Origin of the sequence: Streptomyces parvus (assembly GCF_032121415.1) — a bacterium.
Lineage (GTDB): Bacteria > Actinomycetota > Actinomycetes > Streptomycetales > Streptomycetaceae > Streptomyces > Streptomyces globisporus_A.
Window position 1 is genome coordinate 3,886,230 of the sequence record NZ_CP135079.1, and the last position, 15,663, is coordinate 3,901,892.

The 15,663-nt window shown below is 74.2% G+C and carries 15 protein-coding genes; 4 read left to right on the forward strand and 11 right to left on the reverse strand.

What is annotated here, in order from left to right; all coding sequences use genetic code 11:
- Nucleotides 1–27: 27 nt before the first annotated feature.
- Nucleotides 28–813, reverse strand: coding sequence for a YqjF family protein (locus tag RNL97_RS18520; protein WP_030591164.1), 786 nt, complete (start codon nt 811–813; stop codon nt 28–30).
- 49 nt (nt 814–862) lie between these two features.
- Nucleotides 863–3,319: a helicase C-terminal domain-containing protein gene (locus RNL97_RS18525; RefSeq protein ID WP_030591167.1), complete on the reverse strand. Its 2,457-nt coding sequence runs from the start codon at nt 3,317–3,319 to the stop codon at nt 863–865.
- A gap of 55 nt (nt 3,320–3,374) precedes the next feature.
- Between RNL97_RS18525 and RNL97_RS18530 the strand changes: the two genes are divergently transcribed.
- On the forward strand, nt 3,375–4,646 hold the full coding sequence (locus tag RNL97_RS18530; protein WP_313750962.1) for a hypothetical protein: 1,272 nt from the start codon (nt 3,375–3,377) through the stop codon (nt 4,644–4,646).
- 35 nt (nt 4,647–4,681) lie between these two features.
- On the opposite strand, the gene RNL97_RS18535 is transcribed toward RNL97_RS18530, so the two are convergent.
- The 4 genes from RNL97_RS18535 to RNL97_RS18550 are packed head-to-tail and all read right to left on the reverse strand — an operon-like array spanning nt 4,682 to nt 8,701.
- Nucleotides 4,682–5,659: an ABC transporter substrate-binding protein gene (locus RNL97_RS18535; RefSeq protein ID WP_030591174.1), complete on the reverse strand. Its 978-nt coding sequence runs from the start codon at nt 5,657–5,659 to the stop codon at nt 4,682–4,684.
- 2 nt (nt 5,660–5,661) lie between these two features.
- On the reverse strand, nt 5,662–6,543 hold the full coding sequence (locus RNL97_RS18540; RefSeq protein ID WP_030591176.1) for an ABC transporter ATP-binding protein: 882 nt from the start codon (nt 6,541–6,543) through the stop codon (nt 5,662–5,664).
- Nucleotides 6,540–7,640 carry a FecCD family ABC transporter permease gene (locus RNL97_RS18545; RefSeq protein ID WP_050500184.1) on the reverse strand — a complete coding sequence of 367 codons (1,101 nt, stop codon included), beginning with the start codon at nt 7,638–7,640 and terminating at the stop codon, nt 6,540–6,542. Before RNL97_RS18545 ends, RNL97_RS18540 begins: the two co-directional genes overlap by 4 nt.
- Nucleotides 7,641–7,651: 11 nt before the next feature.
- Nucleotides 7,652–8,701, reverse strand: a complete 1,050-nt coding sequence (locus RNL97_RS18550) for a FecCD family ABC transporter permease (RefSeq protein ID WP_030591182.1) — start codon at nt 8,699–8,701, stop codon at nt 7,652–7,654.
- A 129-nt stretch (nt 8,702–8,830) separates the two neighbouring features.
- Here RNL97_RS18550 and RNL97_RS18555 point away from each other — a divergent pair, with 129 nt between their 5' ends.
- Entirely contained in the window at nt 8,831–9,466 is a 636-nt protein-coding gene (locus RNL97_RS18555) for an HAD family hydrolase (protein ID WP_313750963.1), read from the forward strand.
- 23 nt (nt 9,467–9,489) lie between these two features.
- Here RNL97_RS18555 and RNL97_RS18560 read toward each other — a convergent pair whose 3' ends face one another.
- Nucleotides 9,490–9,726 (reverse strand): hypothetical protein, encoded by a 237-nt coding sequence (locus RNL97_RS18560; RefSeq protein WP_030591188.1) that lies wholly within the window; start codon nt 9,724–9,726, stop codon nt 9,490–9,492.
- A gap of 177 nt (nt 9,727–9,903) precedes the next feature.
- Between RNL97_RS18560 and RNL97_RS18565 the strand changes: the two genes are divergently transcribed.
- Nucleotides 9,904–10,287, forward strand: a complete 384-nt coding sequence (locus RNL97_RS18565; RefSeq protein WP_006126557.1) for a cold-shock protein — start codon at nt 9,904–9,906, stop codon at nt 10,285–10,287.
- A gap of 102 nt (nt 10,288–10,389) precedes the next feature.
- Here the strand turns inward: RNL97_RS18565 and RNL97_RS18570 are convergent, their stop codons facing one another.
- The 4 genes from RNL97_RS18570 to RNL97_RS18585 all read right to left on the reverse strand — a co-directional run bounded on the left by RNL97_RS18570 (nt 10,390) and on the right by RNL97_RS18585 (nt 14,059).
- Entirely contained in the window at nt 10,390–11,268 is an 879-nt protein-coding gene (locus RNL97_RS18570; RefSeq protein ID WP_030591191.1) for a 1,4-dihydroxy-6-naphthoate synthase, read from the reverse strand.
- Between the two features lie 6 nt (nt 11,269–11,274).
- Nucleotides 11,275–12,003 carry a futalosine hydrolase gene (locus RNL97_RS18575; protein ID WP_243314683.1) on the reverse strand — a complete coding sequence of 243 codons (729 nt, stop codon included), beginning with the start codon at nt 12,001–12,003 and terminating at the stop codon, nt 11,275–11,277.
- A 76-nt stretch (nt 12,004–12,079) separates the two neighbouring features.
- Nucleotides 12,080–12,565, reverse strand: coding sequence for a hypothetical protein (locus RNL97_RS18580; RefSeq protein WP_030591197.1), 486 nt, complete (start codon nt 12,563–12,565; stop codon nt 12,080–12,082).
- Nucleotides 12,566–12,592: 27 nt separating this feature from the next.
- Nucleotides 12,593–14,059: an MFS transporter gene (locus RNL97_RS18585; RefSeq protein ID WP_030591200.1), complete on the reverse strand. Its 1,467-nt coding sequence runs from the start codon at nt 14,057–14,059 to the stop codon at nt 12,593–12,595.
- Between the two features lie 397 nt (nt 14,060–14,456).
- Between RNL97_RS18585 and RNL97_RS18590 the strand changes: the two genes are divergently transcribed.
- Nucleotides 14,457–15,398 carry a DUF3027 domain-containing protein gene (locus tag RNL97_RS18590; RefSeq protein WP_030591214.1) on the forward strand — a complete coding sequence of 314 codons (942 nt, stop codon included), beginning with the start codon at nt 14,457–14,459 and terminating at the stop codon, nt 15,396–15,398.
- Nucleotides 15,399–15,663 lie beyond the last annotated feature (265 nt).

Below are 15,663 nucleotides of genomic sequence, written 5' to 3' on the forward strand. Positions count from 1 at the left end.
CGTCCAGTGTGCATCATGCGCGGGCGATCACGCCTGGCTCCCGCCGGGACGGGCCCGCCGCTGCGGCCCGAACCGCACCGGCACCCCCGGGGAATACAGCACGCTCATCGGCTCCCCGACGGGTGCGGGCAGTCCGCCCGCCGCGACCAGGTCCTCGTCGCACTCCAGCAGCTCCGCCCGGTGGAGCGGCCACCGGGGATGGACGTTGGGGAGGTGGGCGGTCCGCCCGAAGAACGCGGTGTGCAGGGCCCAGCGGGCGGTCAGGAAGTGCTCCAGCGGTGTGGGTTCGGCGATCGCGTCACCGGGCCGGAGCACGATCCTGCTCCCCGCCCCGCGCGGACCGGGCCACCGGCGCCTGCTCGTGTACGTGACGGTGCCGCCGGACCGCTCGATGCCCATCCGGGACCACACGTACGGCAACCGGACCGCGGCCCGCGCCACGAGGACCGGGACGAGCCGGGAGGCGTCGAGGGACCGGAAGACGACAGCACGCCGACCGCGTCCGTCGACGGAGTACAGCCGGACGTTGGTCTCGGGAAAGGTCCCCAGGTACGGAATCCCCGGCAGCCCGAGCACCCCCACCCGGTACATCCGGAACGCCACGAGCCCCACGTACGTCGTCGCCCCGTCGAACGTGTCCGGCACCGTCCCCGGCGGCAACAGCGGCGCGACGTCCGCCGGGTCGACCGCCCAGTGCAGGAACGCCAGATCCAGCCAGGACTGCGTGAGCAGGGGCGGCATCGGGGCGGCGGGCGGGTGCGGCGACACCGGCTCGGGTGACACCGGGCCGGTGGCGGGGCGGGCTGTGGACATGCCCGCAGCATCGCAGACGGGTACGCCCGCAGACGAGAAGCGGCCGCCCCTACCCCTCCTCCGCCAGCTCCGCCACCCCCGTGATCCGGTGCAGCGGGTAGGTGCGGACCTCGTCGGCCGTGTGGTCGTAGGCCGTGACGAAGCCGCCCTCCACGCGGACCGGGGCGATCACGCGTTGGCTGGCCGCGCCGTCCGCGTTGACGTAGCCGATCCAGACCGTGGAGCCCGTCATCGCGGCCGCCTGGACCGTGGCCAGGGTCTCGGCGGGGGTGGTGCGGGGGAGGGCGCCGGAGGGGCCGGTCGACGGCGTGCCCTCCGGTGGCTCCTTGCGGGCCACCGTGGCGGCCGTGTCGCCCGCGCGGATGGCCCGGACCGCCGCGCCCAGGAGGGTGTCGTCCGGGACCGGGGGGCCTTCGGGGACCGGGACGGGAGGGGTGCGGGGCGGGGTGCGGCGGGCGCCGGCCCGGGTGATCAGGACGTCGCCCTCGGCGGATTCGGCGGCCGGTGCGTAGCCCATGTCGCGCAGGGCTTCGAGGAGGGAGCCGGGATCGGACTGGGCGGCCAGGACCGTGGGGGCCAGCCGGCGCAGGCGCAGGCCCGTGGAGCGGCGGTCGGCCAGGATCTCGTTGAGGACCGCCTCGTCGTCGCAGCGCACGTACGCGGACGCCGCCCCGATCCGCAGGTGCCCGTGGCGGCGGGCCACGTCGTCGATGAGGTAGCTCAGCGGCTGCGGTACCGGCGTACGGCTGTGTGCGGCCAGGAACGCGTGCAGGTCGGCCGCCGCCTGCCCGGCGTCCAGGGCGCGGCGGACGGAGCCGGGCGTGAAGCGGTACACCGTCGCCCCGCCCTTCGACTCCACGTCGGCCAGGACGGAGAGCGTGTCCGCCAGCGGGCGTTCCAAGGGGCCCGGGGCCACCGCCGTCAGGTCCGCCTGGAGCAGGACGTGGTCCAGGGGCTCGGGGAGGAGCGGCGCCAGGAGGGCCGCCGCCGTCTCCTCGCCCTCGTTCAGGAGGGCGCGGGCCTGTGCGGACAGCGCGCCCCGGCCCGTGATGCCCAGCAGCTCCGCCTCGTTGAGTGTCCACAGGGCCAGGCGGGAGCGGAGGTCCGAGCCCTCCGACGTCGGCGCCGAACCGCGCAACGGGCGCTCCCAGCGCAGCCGTCGCAGCAGCGACTCGGGCTCCGGCGCGGTGCCCGGCGGGAGTTCGGCGAACAGGGCCAGTACCCGGCGGCGCACGTCGGGGGCGGCCGAGCGGTCCAGCTCCGGGCCGAGCGCGGACAGGGCCCGCCCCTTGGCGTCCTGGCCGCCGACCAGGCCCGGGGTCCGGGTGGCGGCGAGCCAGGCGGTGGCCAGATGCGTCCAGCGGTCCTCGGCGGACAGGTCGCGCCACTCGTCGGACGCGGGCGTCGGCGCGTACCGCTCGTCGGTCTCCCCGTCGGAGGCCAGCAGCCCCGCCCCGTAGGCCAGTTCGATCCAGAACGCGGCGACGGGCTCGGTCACGTCCAGCGAGGTCGCGGCGCGCTTCAGCTCCCGTACGCTCAGGCCGCCCGCCCGCAGGATCGTGGGGCCGCCGCCGTCCCAGAGCTTCAGCAGCTCCTCGACCGTGGACAGCGCCGTGAACGCCTGACCCGCCGCCGCCCTGTCCACAGCCTGTGGATCCCGTTCGGCCGCCGCCGCGACGGCCGGGGGGACCGGTTCCGGCACGCGGTGCGCGCGCCCGGCCCGGAGATGGAGCGCCGCCTCGCGCGGCAGGACCACCGTGCGCGTCGACACCGGCAGCAACAGGCCCCGGTCGCGCAGCCACTTGACGGGAGGAGTGGGGTTGGGCGTGACCTCCCCGTAGGGCGGGCCCCACACCAGCCGGTCCAGCACCGACAGCGCCTCCACCGGAGCCGTGTCCAGCAGTTCCGCCATCCGCGTCCGATCCGTGAACAGGGCGGACAGCGCGGCCACCGCCGAGACCGGGTCGTGCGTCGCGGGCAGGCCCGCCGCCGCCAGGATCTCCTGGAGGCGGCCCGGCGACATGCCCGCCGTCGCCTCCGCGACCGTGGGGCCCAGGCCCGTGGGGGAGGGGTGCTGCGGCGACGGGGCGAGCAGTTCGCGGGCGGTGCGCACCAGCCGCAGCCGGTCGTCCCCGCCCCAGACCAGGGCCTGTTCGCGCAGCGTCACCAGCGCGCCCGGCAGCGCGGCGGTGATCGCCGCGCCCACGTCGTCGCGCTGCTCGCCGTCGTCAAGGCCGTCGCCGGTGAGCAGGGAGAGCAGAGTCTCGTACGGTGCCGGGTCCGGGGCCACCGCCAGCGCCTCGGCGGTCTGCAGCGCGAACCGGTCCAGGTGCTCCAGCGCGCGGACGACCGACGCCCGGGTACCGGCCCGGGTGGCGAGCTGCGTGATGTCGTTCGGCACCGGATTGAGGAGGTCGGGGCGGGCACGCAGCAGCCCGGCCAGCGATTCGTCGCCCCGGGCGCGCAGGGCTTCGGCGAGCGTGCGCGGTGGTGTGGTCGTCCCCATCCGTCCCACGGTAGCCGCTGGAACGCTACCGTCGGGGCAGGGCCGGGTAGAGGGGATGCGCCGCGTGGGGATCGAGAGCGACCAGCTCGTGTACGACTACCTGAGCCGGGTCGGCGACCTGGCTCAGCAGCAACAGCTCCCGTCGGGGGCCCGGATGCGGCTCGTCTCGACGCTGCGGGGTGAGATCGACCGCCGACGCACCACGGAGGGCGCGGACTCCCCGGCGGCCGTGCGGCGCATCATCGGCAGGCTCGGCAGCCCGGACGAACTGGTCGCCGCGGCGGCGCGGTCCGCCGACGGCCCGGCCCCGCTGCCGTCCGCCGGGGCCGGTGCGGGCAGCGGGGAGCCGCGGCGGCGGGGACTGCCCCGGCCCCGGAGCGGGCTGCTGCGGAAGGAGCCGGGGGAGGCCGGTCCCCCCGCGGACGAGGGGCGGGAGGCCACGGCTCCACGGATGCCGAAAGCCGGTTTCGGGCGGGGCGCGTCGCGCCGCGAGCCGGAGGGGCGTGCGGATGAGGCCGGTGGGGCGGGAGCCGTCCCTGCTGACGGTGCCGCCGCCGTGCCTCGTCCCGGGCCCGCCCCCGACGACGTCCACGCCCCGGACGACGTCCCCGTCCGCGCCTGGCCCGACCCCTCCGCCCCGCACATGCTCGGCCAGGACCAGCAGGGAGGCGCGGACGACGCGACCGACTGGTGGCGCCTGGAGCCGGGGCCCTTCGACGAGGGGACCGCCGTCCCCGGGTTCTTCGGTGGCATCGAGGCCCCGGAACTGCTCGGCAGGCGGCCGGTCCCCGTCGACCGGGACAAGAAGGGGGCGAAGGGCGAGGAGGAGGACGGGGCAGGCAGCCCGGAGGGCGCGGGCGACGGCAGGGCCGGGGATGCCGAAGGCACCGCCGCCCGCCGCCGCGCCCTGCGCCTCGTGAAGCTCCGCCGCCGCAAGCCCGCTGCCGTCGTCGCCGAACCCGCGGTCGCCGCCCCCGGCCCCCGCGGCGGCTTCGCCCACCCGCTGCTGCTCCTGGCCGCCGTCCTGCTCATCGCCGGCGTGGTCACCGGTTCCTGGCTGCCGCTGGCGGGCGGCTGGCTGATCGCTTACAGCTCGCGCACCCTCTCCCGTACGGAGGCGAAGTGGGCGGCGCTCGGCCTCCCGGGCGTCGTGGCGGCCGGGGCCCTGGTGTGGGTGTGGGGGCGGATGGAGGGGCGCTGGGGCGAGCCGATCCGCGAGGGCGCGATGCGGGACGTCCTGCTGGAAACCTGGCCGGTGGTCGTCCGGGTCGCCGCCGTCGCCTCCGCGCTCTACCTGGTGTGGCGGGCGCGGAGGCGTACGGGGTGAGAGCCGGGCCCCCGGCTCTCGGCCGGGGAAGACGGCTACTTCGTCAGGCTCTTGTGGAGTTCGCCGAGGATCTTGTCGGCCGCCGTGTAGCCGATGCCCTGGATCCACAGCTGGTCGTCGACCGCGAAGACCTTGCCGTTCTTCACCGCGTCCATGTTCTTCCACAGGCCGCTGCCCGTGGTCTCCGTCTCCTTGGCCTTCTTCGGGTCGCCGTACGTCGAGTGGAAGACCACGTCCGCGTCCGCGAGGTCGATCCTCTCGGGGCTGACGTCGTAGGAGAAGCCGTCCTCGGCCTTGTCGGTGATCGCGGGGCGGCCCAGCCCCACATCGGCCAGGATCGTCGCGATGTAGTTCTTCCTGCCGTAGATACGGATGTCCGCACCCTCGACGAAGCGGACCATGCTGACCTCGGTCGCGGCGACCCTCTCCTTGCCGCCGAGCGCCTTCGTCACGTCCGCCACGTGGTCCGCGTACCCGTCCGCGACCATCTTCGCCTCGGCCTCCTTGCCGAGGGCCTCCGCGTGGACCTGGAAGTTCTCCTTCCAGGGGTAACCGGTGTTCTCCGTCATCACCGTCGGCGCGATTTTGGACAGCTCGTCGTACTTGTCGCCGTGCCGGATCTTGCTCGTGAGGATGAGGTCGGGCTTCAGAGCGGCGATGGCCTCCAGGTTCGGGGTCATCATCCGGCCGACGTCCTCGATTCCCGCGACCTGGTCCTTCGGCAGGTAGCCGAGGAAGCCCGACGCCACGTCCGCGTGGGTCGCGCCGACCGGCTTCACCCCGAGGGTGAGGGCCGAGTCCAGTTCGGCGGTGTCCAGGACGACCACCCGCTGCGGGGCCTTCTCGACCTTCACGTCGCCCATCGCCGTCTTCACCGTACGGGTGGTATCGGAGCCGGACGCGGCGTCGGAGCCGGAGTCGTCGGACGAGCCGCAGGCGGCCAGGGTCAGCGCGGCGACGGTCGCCAGGGACACGGCGGACAGGGCACGGGGGCGGAAGCTGCGCGGGGTCATGGTCACAGGACCTTTCCGGGGGTCGGTGCGGAGACGGAGGGGGAGGGCGACGAAGGGGTCCACGGAGCGCCCGGGACGACGAGCGGCGAGCCCGTCACTGGGTCCGGGACGATCACCGCCTCCAGGCCGAAGACCTCGCGGACGAGTTCGGCGGTGACGATGTCCCCGGGTGCGCCCTCCGCCACGATCCGGCCCTCCTTCATGGCGACCAGACGGTCCGCGTACCGGGCGGCCTGGTTGAGGTCGTGCAGCACGGTGACGACCGTGCGGCCCCGGGCGCCGTCCGCGGCGGGGGCCGCCAACTGGCGTACCAGGTCGAGGACTTCCACCTGGTGGGCGATGTCCAGATACGTCGTCGGCTCGTCGAGGAGCAGCAGGTCCGTGTCCTGGGCCAGCGCCATCGCGATCCACACCCGCTGACGCTGACCGCCCGACAGCTCGTCCACCGCCCGGTCGGCCAGCTCCGTCACATCCGTACGGGACATGGCGTCGGCCACCGCCCGCTCGTCCTCGTCCGACCACTGCTGCCACCAGCTCTGGTGCGGCTGGCGGCCCCGCGCGACCAGGTCGGAGACGGTGATCGCCTCGGGCGCCACCGGGGTCTGCGGGAGCAGTCCGATGGACCGGGCGATCTGCTTCGTCGGTATCCGCGCCAGCTCCGTACCGTCCAGCAGGACCGCCCCGCCGCGCGGCCTCAGCAGCCGGCCGAGCGCCCGCAGGGTGGTGGACTTGCCGCAGGCGTTCGGGCCGACGATGACGGTGACCTGCCCATCGGGCACGGTGAGGTCCAACTCGTGGACCACGGTGCGGTCCTCGTACGCGAGGGTGAGGGAGCGGGCGGCCAGGCGGGAGCCCGGCTGCGCTGCGTCGGTCGTCGGGCTCATGCGGTGCCTCCACTGCGGCTACGGTGACCGCGGATGATCAGCCAGATCAGATACGGGGCGCCGACCGCCGCCGTGAGGACGCCCACCGGCAGTTCGGTGGGGGAGAACAGCCTGCGGGCCAGCAGATCGCCGAGGACGACGATCACCGCGCCCAGCAGCGCCGAGGACAGCAGCGGGATCTGCGCGGTCCGGGTCATCCGGCGGGCGATCTGCGGGGCGAGCAGCGCCACGAAGTCCACCGGGCCCGCCGTGCCCGTCGCCACGGACGCCAGGACCACGCCGAGGGCGACGAGTCCGAGCCGTACGCGCCCCAGACGTACGCCGAGGCCGGTCGCGGTGTCGTCGTCCATCGTGACGGTGCGCTGGGCGCGGGCCGCCCAGGCGATGGCGGGCAGCAGCACCAGCAGCGTCCAGCCGATCGGGGCGGCCTCCGACCAGCCCCGCCCGTTGAGCGAACCGGTCATCCAGATCTGCGCCTGCTGGGCGACGAGGTAGTCGCCCTTGGTCAGGAACAGCGTGGTCACCGACCGCAGCGCGACGGCGAAGCCGATGCCGATGAGGACGAAGCGGGTGGCGTGCAGGCCGCCGCGCCAGGCGAAGACGTAGACGAGCGCCGCCGCGGCCACTCCGCCGATGACGGAGAGGTAGGGCAGGACCGTGTACGAGGTGATGCCGAAGGTCATCGCGCCGACCGTGAGCGCGCTCGCGCCCTGGCTGATGCCGATGATGTCCGGGCTGGCCAGCGGGTTGCGGGCGACCGTCTGGATCAGCGCCCCGGCGACCCCGAACGCGGCGCCGACCAGCAGCCCGACGACCATGCGCGGCAGCCGCAGCGTGCCCACGACCAGCTCGGCCGACGACGGCTGCCCGAGGATCACCCTCACGACCTCGCCGGGCGCGACGAAGCTCTCCCCGACGCAGAGGTAGGCGACGCAGACGGCGGCGAGGAGGACGAGCAGGGCCGCCGCCACGACGGACGCCCTGCGGTGCAGCAGGAACCGGCCGCGCGGCCCGGCCTTCACGACGGCGTACCCGGCGGGCCGGACCCGTACGGACGTCGAGGCCCCCACGGTCCTGACGGCCACGGGCGCGTTCATGGAGGTCCCGCTCATGCCGGCACCGCCTTCCGGCGTACGAGGGCGACCAGGAACGGCACCCCGATCAGCGCCGTCATCACGCCCGCCGGGACCTCGCCGGGCGGGAACACGATCCGGCCGACGACGTCCGAGACGAGCAGCATCACGGGCCCGGTCAGCGCCGCCATGGGCAGCACCCAGCGGTGGTCGTTGCCGACGACCGCGCGGGCGATGTGCGGGACGGCGAGCCCGATGAACGCGATCGGCCCGGCGGCGGCGACCCCGACCCCGGTCAGCACGGTCGCGCCGACACCGCCGACGATCCGGACCGCCGCGACGTTCTGCCCGAGCCCCTTCGCCACGTCCTCGCCGAGCGCGAGCGCGTCCAGGCCGCGGGCGACGGCGAGCACGAGCACCGTCCCGACGAGGAGGAACGGCCACACCTGCTGGACGACGGCCGCCTCCCGGCCCGCGATCGAACCGACCTGCCAGAAGCGGAACTCGTCCAGCGCGGACGCCTTCGTCGTGAGGATCCCCATCGTCACCGACACCAGCAGCGCGTTGATCGCCGCACCGCCGAGCGCGAGCTTCACCGGGGTCGCGCCGCCGCGTCCCCGGGAGGCGACGGCGTACACGGCGACCGAGGCGACGGCCGCGCCCGCGAAGGCGAACCACACATAGCCGGTGAGCGTGTGGACCCCGGCGAACGCGATGGCCATCACCACGGCCACCGACGCGCCCTGGCTGATGCCGAGGATGCCGGGGTCGGCGATGGGGTTGCGGGTGATGCCCTGGAGCACCGTGCCCGCGAGGGCCAGCGCCGCGCCGACCATCAGCCCGATGAGCGTGCGCGGCACCCGCATCGTGCGGATCACCTCGGCGGCGTCCGAGTGCCCGCCGTGCAGCAGGGCGTCGACCACCTCGCCCGGCGGGATGGACCGCGCGCCCACGGCGAGGCTCAGCAGGACGGCCAGCAGCAGGGCGACGACGGCCGCGGCCGTCGCGGTCGCGCGTCGGGTGAGGCGGGGTGCGCGGGGCACACCGCAAGGCGCGGCGGCCCGCACGGGCGCTGACGCTGACATGGGAACCAATCGGGACGGACGCGGAAGGCGGCGGTACGTGCCGGGCCGGTAAGGCTTGGCTAAGTACGCGCTTCAGTCTAGGCGGCGCGATTTCGCCCCCGACAGCGGCCGGTCGGCAGAATGGCAGGCATGGCATCCACGGTTCAGCACCCTCTGACGGTCGGCTTCGACCTCGACATGACGCTCATCGACTCCCGCCCCGGCATCGCCGCCGCCTTCCGGGTCCTGTCCGCGGAGACGGGGGTGCCGATCGACGAGGAACTGGTCGTGAGCCGGCTCGGCCCGCCGCTGGAGACGGAACTGGCGCACTGGTTCCCGGCCGAACAGGTGGCCGCCGTCGGTGACCGCTACCGGCAGCTCTACCCCGACCACGCGATAGCGCCCAGCACGGCCCTCCCCGGAGCACGGGAGTCCGTGGACGCGGTGCGGGCGCTCGGCGGCCGGGCGATCGTCGTGACGGCGAAGTACGAGCCGAACGCCAAGCTGCACCTCGCGCACCTCGGGATCGAGCCGGACACGGTGATCGGCTCGCTCTGGGCGGAGGCCAAGGGCGAGGCGCTGAGGGAGCACGCGGCGCGGGTGTACGTGGGCGACCACGTGGGAGATGTACGAGGAGCGCGCGCGGCAGGCGCCCTGTCGGTGGCCGTGACGACGGGCCCGTGCGACGAGCGGGAGCTGCGGACGGCCGGCGCTGACGTGGTGCTGGCGGACCTGACGGAGTTCCCGGCCTGGCTGGCCGCCTTCGCCGCGGAACGGGCGGCGTAGGCGGCAGGGGAGAACCCGGGCCCCTACGGGTTGGTGGCCCGTTTCGGCGAGTTCACCCACGCCGAGCGGACCACGCCCGCCCCGGCGATCAGGAACCCGACGCCCATCAGCATGCAGACGCCGTACGCGATCGGCGGGAACGGGTCCGTACCGAGGAACAGAGGGGCGACGGTGACCAGCGTGGCCAGTGCGCCGACGAAAAAGACGATCGCGCCGACCTGAACGAGCCGGTCGCCTGCGCCTGAAGGAGTAGTACTCACGCGACCAGGGTAGTTCCCAGCCCGGAGGAACTCTCCGGCGACGTCTTGTCACCGGCCGTAGGGCCATTAGCCTGGGACCGGGCGGGTCACGGTGACCCGCTGTATTGCTATCCGGTGCTTTTCGGAGCCGTTTTCCGGCTCTCCCGCACACCGACGAGTACGAGGACGAGGACAGACGTGCCCACCGGCAAGGTCAAGTGGTTCAACAGCGAGAAGGGCTTCGGCTTTCTCTCCCGCGACGACGGCGGCGACGTCTTCGTCCACTCGTCGGTACTCCCTGCCGGAGTCGACGCACTCAAGCCCGGCCAGCGCGTGGAATTCGGCGTGGTCGCGGGCCAGCGCGGCGACCAGGCCCTTTCCGTGGTGGTCCTCGACCCCACCCCGTCCGTCGCGGCCGCACAGCGCCGCAAGCCGGACGAGCTGGCGTCGATCGTGCAGGACCTGACGACGGTCCTGGAGAACATCACGCCGCAGCTGGAGCGGGGCCGCTACCCCGACAAGGCCGCAGGCGCGAAGATCGCGGGCCTGCTGAGGGCGGTCGCCGACCAGCTCGACGTGTAGGGACGCGACGCGCGGATACGGTTCAGGCCCGGCTCTCGGCGAGGAGCCGGGTCGACCGGCCCGGGGCCGACTGCCCGCCGCCCGTCGCCCCCCGCCCGTCGCTCAGGGAAACGCCAGCGCGTCCGGGCCCAGCGGGGGGACCAGCCCTTCGGCCGCCGCGCGGGTGAGCAGGCCGCGGACCGCCGCGTAGCCGTCCTCGCCGAGGTCGGCGGTGAACTCGTTCACATACAGCCCGATGTGCTGGTCCGCGACGGCCGGGTCCATCTCCTGGGCGTGCTCCAGTACGTACGGCCGGGAGACCTCCGGGTGGTCCCAGGCGAGGCGGACCGAGCTGCGGGCGGCGTCGGCCAGGCGGAGCAGGGTCTCCTCGCCGAGGGAGCGCCTGGCGATGATCGCGCCGAGCGGGATCGGGAGGCCGGTGGTGTCCTCCCAGTGGCGCCCCATGTCGGCCAGGTTGTGGAGCCCGAAGTTCCGGTAGGTGAAGCGGGCCTCGTGGATGACCAGGCCGGCGTCCACCTTGCCGTCCCGTACGGCGGGCATGATCTCGTCGAACGGCATCACGACGACCTCGCCGACGCCGCCCGGGACCATCTCCGCCGCCCAGAGCCGGAACAGCAGGTACGCCGTCGAGCGCTCGCTCGGCACGGCGACGGTCCGGCCGGTCAGGTCGAGGCCCAGCTCCTTGCTGAGGACCAGCGGACCGCACCCCCGGCCCAGTGCCCCGCCGCAGGGCAGCAGCGCGTACTCGTCCAGGACCCAGGGCAGGACGGCGTACGACACCTTCAGGACGTCCAGCTCGCCGCGTTCGGCCATGCCGTTGGTGATGTCGATGTCGGCGAAGGTCACGTCCAGCGCGGGCGCGCCGGGGACCCGGCCGTGCGCCCAGGCGTCGAAGACGAAGGTGTCGTTGGGGCAGGGCGAGTAGGCGATCCGGATCGCGTCCCCGGCCGGGCTGTCGCTAGCTGCGGTGTCGGTCGTCATGCCGGTTCAACCTTCCAGGTCCTCGTGGCTGTTCCAGCCTTCCAGTACGGATGCCGCCTTTCCGAACGCGTCGGTGAGCGCGGCCAGCGCGTCGCCGATGCGCCAGGCGTCCCGGTCGCGGGGGCCGACGGCGTTCGAGACGGCCCGCACCTCCAGTACCGGCACGCCGGCCCGGGCGGCGGCCTCCGCGACCCCGAAGCCCTCCATGGCCTCGGCCAGCGCCCCCGGGTGCGCGGCGAGCAGGGCGCCGGCGCGTTCGGCGGAGCCGGTCACGGTGGAGACGGTGAGTACGGGGCCGGTGGCCGCGCCGGCGGCGGCCGCGACCTCCCGTACCAGCGTGGGCGGCGGGGTGAAGCGGTCCCGGCCGAAGCCGAGCGCGGTGACCGGCAGGAAGCCGTCGGGGGTCTCCGCTCCCAGATCGGCGGCGACGATACCGTCCGCCACGATCAGCGAGCCGAGCGGGGTCACGGGGGTGAACGCCCCGCCGATCCCGGCCGAGACGACGAGCCCGTACGGAGCGGACGCCGGTGCCCCGGCTGCCGGTGCCCCGGACGCCAGGGCGAACGCGGTGGCCGCCGCTGCGGCGGCCGGTCCCGCCCCGCCCGCCAGGACGTCGAACGCGCCGCGGCGGTGCAGCTCGGCCCCCGGCAGCGCCACGCGCTCCTCGGCGTCCCCGAACGCACGCGTGACCGCGTCCCGTTCCACCGGGACAGCGGTCACGACGAGCACACGCACGGATGTCAGCCTCAGAGTCGAGGACGGGGAGCAGAGGGGTCGAGCGGGCGGAGGGGCCGGTCCCCAGGCGCCGGGGTCAGTCCTTGTCCTTGTTCTTGAACTCGAACTGCCAGACGCCCGTGAGCTTCTTGCCCTTGGTCTCCACGATGGAGACGGTCGTCTTCTCGGCGGTCTGGCCCGTCTGGCTGGCGAGGAACGCGTTCCCGGGGATCGTCCGGTACGTGTTCTTGTACGGCTCCTGCTCGGCCTGCTGGCCGTTGATGAAGAGCGTCCAGCCGTTCTCGGCGATCTCGGGGTCGACGCCGAAGCGGACCTTGTCGTCCATGGAGATCTTGACGACCTTGTCCGCCTTCTTGTTCAGGCAGCCCTGGATCAGCGATTCCTTGATCGGGTCGCCGTCGTTGTAGCAGGCGGCCTCGGTGTTCACCGAGTCGCTGCCGACCGTCACGGTCGCGAGCGGCGTCGGCTTGTCGCAGGCGGAAAGGACAAGGAGTCCCGCGGACACGGCACCAAGAGCGACGCCGATTCGACGGCCCTTACCGGAGAAGAACGCAACGGTCATGGGCCGAAGGCTATCGGTCGTCCTCGCTCACGCCACGCGGGGGTGCGGCGTGCCGCGCCGCGCCGCCCCCAGGAGGCCCCGTACGGAGGCGGCCGCCCCGAGCGCGAGGATGCCCGCGGCGACCGACATGCCGAGCCCCGCGTTGAGCGGCAGGGCGATGCCGATACCGCCGCCGACCACCCAGGCCATCTGGAGCAACGTCTCGGACCGGGCGAACGCGGAGGTGCGGACCTCCTCGGGCACGTCCCGCTGGATCATCGCGTCGAGCGACAGCTTGGACAGGGCCTGGGTGAAGCCCGCGACCGCGGCGAGGGCCGCGACCAGCACGGTGGAGAAGAACACCGCGGCGAGGACCGCCACGCTCAGCGCGAGCCCCAGCACCGTCGCGACGATCACCTCGGGGCCGCGCGCCCGGAGCCAGGAGCCCACCGCCGTACCGCAGGCGTTGCCGACCCCGGCCGCCACGCCGACGATGCCGAGCGAGACCGCCGCGCTCTGCCCCGCCAGCGGGTGCTCGCGCAGCAGGAACGCCAGGAAGAAGATGAGGAAGCCGGAGAGGGCCCGGTGCGCGGCGTTGGCCTGGAGGCCGTGCAGGACGGACCCGCCCACGGACCGCAGCCCGGGCGGCCGCTCCTTGGCCGGTTTCTCCCCGTTGCCGGCCCTGCCACCGCTCCTGCGCAGCCCGGCCCGGGTGCTGCCCTTCCTCCCGGCCTCCCGGCCCGGGGCGGGAGGCCGGGAGGCGGCCCCGTCGTGGTGCGGGACGATCAGCCGCGCCCGGCGCTCGCCCTTCGCGGAGTCGACCTTGTGCGGCAGGGTGAAGGCGAGGAAGGTCCCCGCGACGAAGATCGCGCACGCGCCGTAGAGCGGCCAGGCGGAGCCGATGGTCTGGAGGCCGGCCCCGATCGGGGCCGCCACCCCGGTGGCCAGCAGCCCGGCCAGGGTGACCCGGGAATTGGCCTTCACCAGGGAGAAATTCGGTGGCAGGAGGCGGGGCACGACCGCGCTGCGCACCACGCCGTACGCCTTCGACGAGACCAGGACGCCCAGCGCGGCCGGATACAGCTCGAGTCCCCCGGTGGCGACCGCGCCCGACATGGTGACCGCCAGCAGCGCACGGGCCAGCATCGCGCCCGCCATCGCGGCGCGGCGGCCGTGCGGCAGACGGTCCAGCAGCGGGCCGATCACCGGGGCGAGCAGGGTGAAGGGGGCCATGGTGATGGCGAGGTAGAGGGCGACGCGCCCGCGCGCCTCGTCGGTCGGCACGGAGAAGAAGACGGTGGAGGCGAGGGCGACCGTGATCATGACGTCGCCCGCGCCGTTCACGGCGTGCAGTTCGATCAGTTTGCCGAGGCCGGACTCGCCCGCGCCGTGGGCGTGCGTCGCCTTGCGGATGGAGCGCGCCGTGCCGGTGAACGGGGCGCGCAGGGCATGGCCCGCCGCCCGTCCCGCCCTGCGGAGCGGGCCGGGACCGTCGTGCGACCTGGCGGCAGTCACCTCGTCATAGTGCCCCAACCCCGGCCGGTATGAACGGTGATCGGCCGCGGACTCGCGCGGGTTGCCGAGGGCGACGCCCTGTCGGGCGAGCCGCGGCGGTGCCGTACGCGGACGGGCGCCGGGGGAACGGATCCGGCACGTTTGGGACGGGCAGGTGGGCGCAGCGCGGCGGAGAGGGTAGCGTGCGTAACGCGCCACCGGCGGTTGTTCTTGGCCGCGCGCCTCTCGGCGATCCCGCAGAATGGGTGGCAGAAGGCGCGCCCGAGGCAGGCACAACGGGTGTGGACGTCGACGCGGCCCCCAGGTCCGCTCCGCCCGCACTTGTCTGGCCGAAAACGGCAATCGTGCAGCAGCTGGCGCGCTCGTGAGACTGGCGTATGGAGAGAAGCGAAGACCTGTGAGTGCTGCGACGACCACGCGAAGCCGTACGACCCGTGCGACCCGTACCCCGGTTCCCGACCGCCTGTGCGCCGAGGCGGTCGACCTTGCTCGGTCGGCCGCCGAGGAGGCCGCCGCGCCCGGTGTGGTCGGTGAGCACGTCGGCGTGGTCTCCGAGGGGGACCGGGTCGTCACGCACTACTTCGAGGCCAAGGAGCCCGGCTACCGCGGCTGGCGCTGGGCGGTGACGGTGGCGCGGGCCTCCCGCGCGAAGAACGTCACCCTGGACGAAACGGTGCTGCTGCCGGGGGCGGACGCGCTCCTGGCGCCGGAGTGGGTGCCGTGGAGCGAGCGGCTGCGCCCCGGCGACATGGGCCCCGGGGACCTGCTGCCCACCGAGGCGGAGGACCTGCGCCTGGAGCCCGGCTGGACCGGCGAGGACGAGCCGCCGCCGAACTCCGTGGTCTCCGAGGAGCTGGCGGAGCTGGTCGACTCGGAGGACGCCGAGCTGACGGACCGGCCGGTGGCCGCGACCAGCCGGGGTTCCATCGCCGCGGTGGCCGAGGAACTGGGTACGCGCCGGGCGCGGGTGCTGTCGCGGTACGGGCTGTACGAGGCGGCCGACCGGTGGGACGAGGCGTTCGGCCCGCAGACGCCGATGGCCCAGGCGGCCCCGGCGACGTGTGTCAGCTGTGCGTTCCTGATCCCGATGGCGGGCTCGCTGAAGCAGGCCTTCGGGGTGTGCGCGAACGAGTTCGGTCCGGCGGACGGGCATGTGGTGTCGCTGGCGTACGGGTGCGGTGGGCACTCGGAGGCGGCGGTGATGCCGAAGCCGGTGCGGCCGGCGGATCACGCGCTGGACACGATGCGGGTGGACGCGTACGCGTTGCGGCCGGAGCGGGGCGAGGGCTCGGTGCCCGCCGAGGCGGACGGCGACGCGGAGGACCTGGGGCACTCCTGACGCTCCTGCCCGCTGCGGGGTCCGGGCTCGCGGCGCCCGGGCATCGCGGCGCACTTTCGGCCAGCCCCGTTTTGGTGGGTCTATCCAGCCCGTCCGGCGTTTGAGGACGGAACCACCGACGTGGTCCGGGACACGGCTTCGAGGGCCCGGGCTCCTGGAACCTGCTCAGTGACCGCTCACCCGCGCACGGGTTCCGTCCTCAAACGCCGGACGGGCTTGAAGGGGCACAGGCCGTCGCGGACACCGGCTTGGCCCGGGACGCCGG

Excerpts from the sequence above, each read along its gene's own strand:
- RNL97_RS18580 (WP_030591197.1), bottom strand. The coding sequence starts at position 12,565 with ATGACCGTTGCGTTCTTCTCCGGTAAGGGCCGTCGAATCGGCGTCGCT.
- RNL97_RS18525 (WP_030591167.1), bottom strand. The coding sequence starts at position 3,319 with ATGGGGACGACCACACCACCGCGCACGCTCGCCGAAGCCCTGCGCGCC.
- RNL97_RS18530 (WP_313750962.1), top strand. The coding sequence starts at position 3,375 with ATGCGCCGCGTGGGGATCGAGAGCGACCAGCTCGTGTACGACTACCTG.
- RNL97_RS18570 (WP_030591191.1), bottom strand. The coding sequence starts at position 11,268 with ATGACGACCGACACCGCAGCTAGCGACAGCCCGGCCGGGGACGCGATC.
- RNL97_RS18555 (WP_313750963.1), top strand. The coding sequence starts at position 8,831 with ATGGCATCCACGGTTCAGCACCCTCTGACGGTCGGCTTCGACCTCGAC.
- RNL97_RS18520 (WP_030591164.1), bottom strand. The coding sequence starts at position 813 with ATGTCCACAGCCCGCCCCGCCACCGGCCCGGTGTCACCCGAGCCGGTG.
- RNL97_RS18550 (WP_030591182.1), bottom strand. The coding sequence starts at position 8,701 with ATGTCAGCGTCAGCGCCCGTGCGGGCCGCCGCGCCTTGCGGTGTGCCC.
- RNL97_RS18545 (WP_050500184.1), bottom strand. The coding sequence starts at position 7,640 with ATGAACGCGCCCGTGGCCGTCAGGACCGTGGGGGCCTCGACGTCCGTA.
- RNL97_RS18535 (WP_030591174.1), bottom strand. The coding sequence starts at position 5,659 with ATGACCCCGCGCAGCTTCCGCCCCCGTGCCCTGTCCGCCGTGTCCCTG.
- RNL97_RS18540 (WP_030591176.1), bottom strand. The coding sequence starts at position 6,543 with ATGAGCCCGACGACCGACGCAGCGCAGCCGGGCTCCCGCCTGGCCGCC.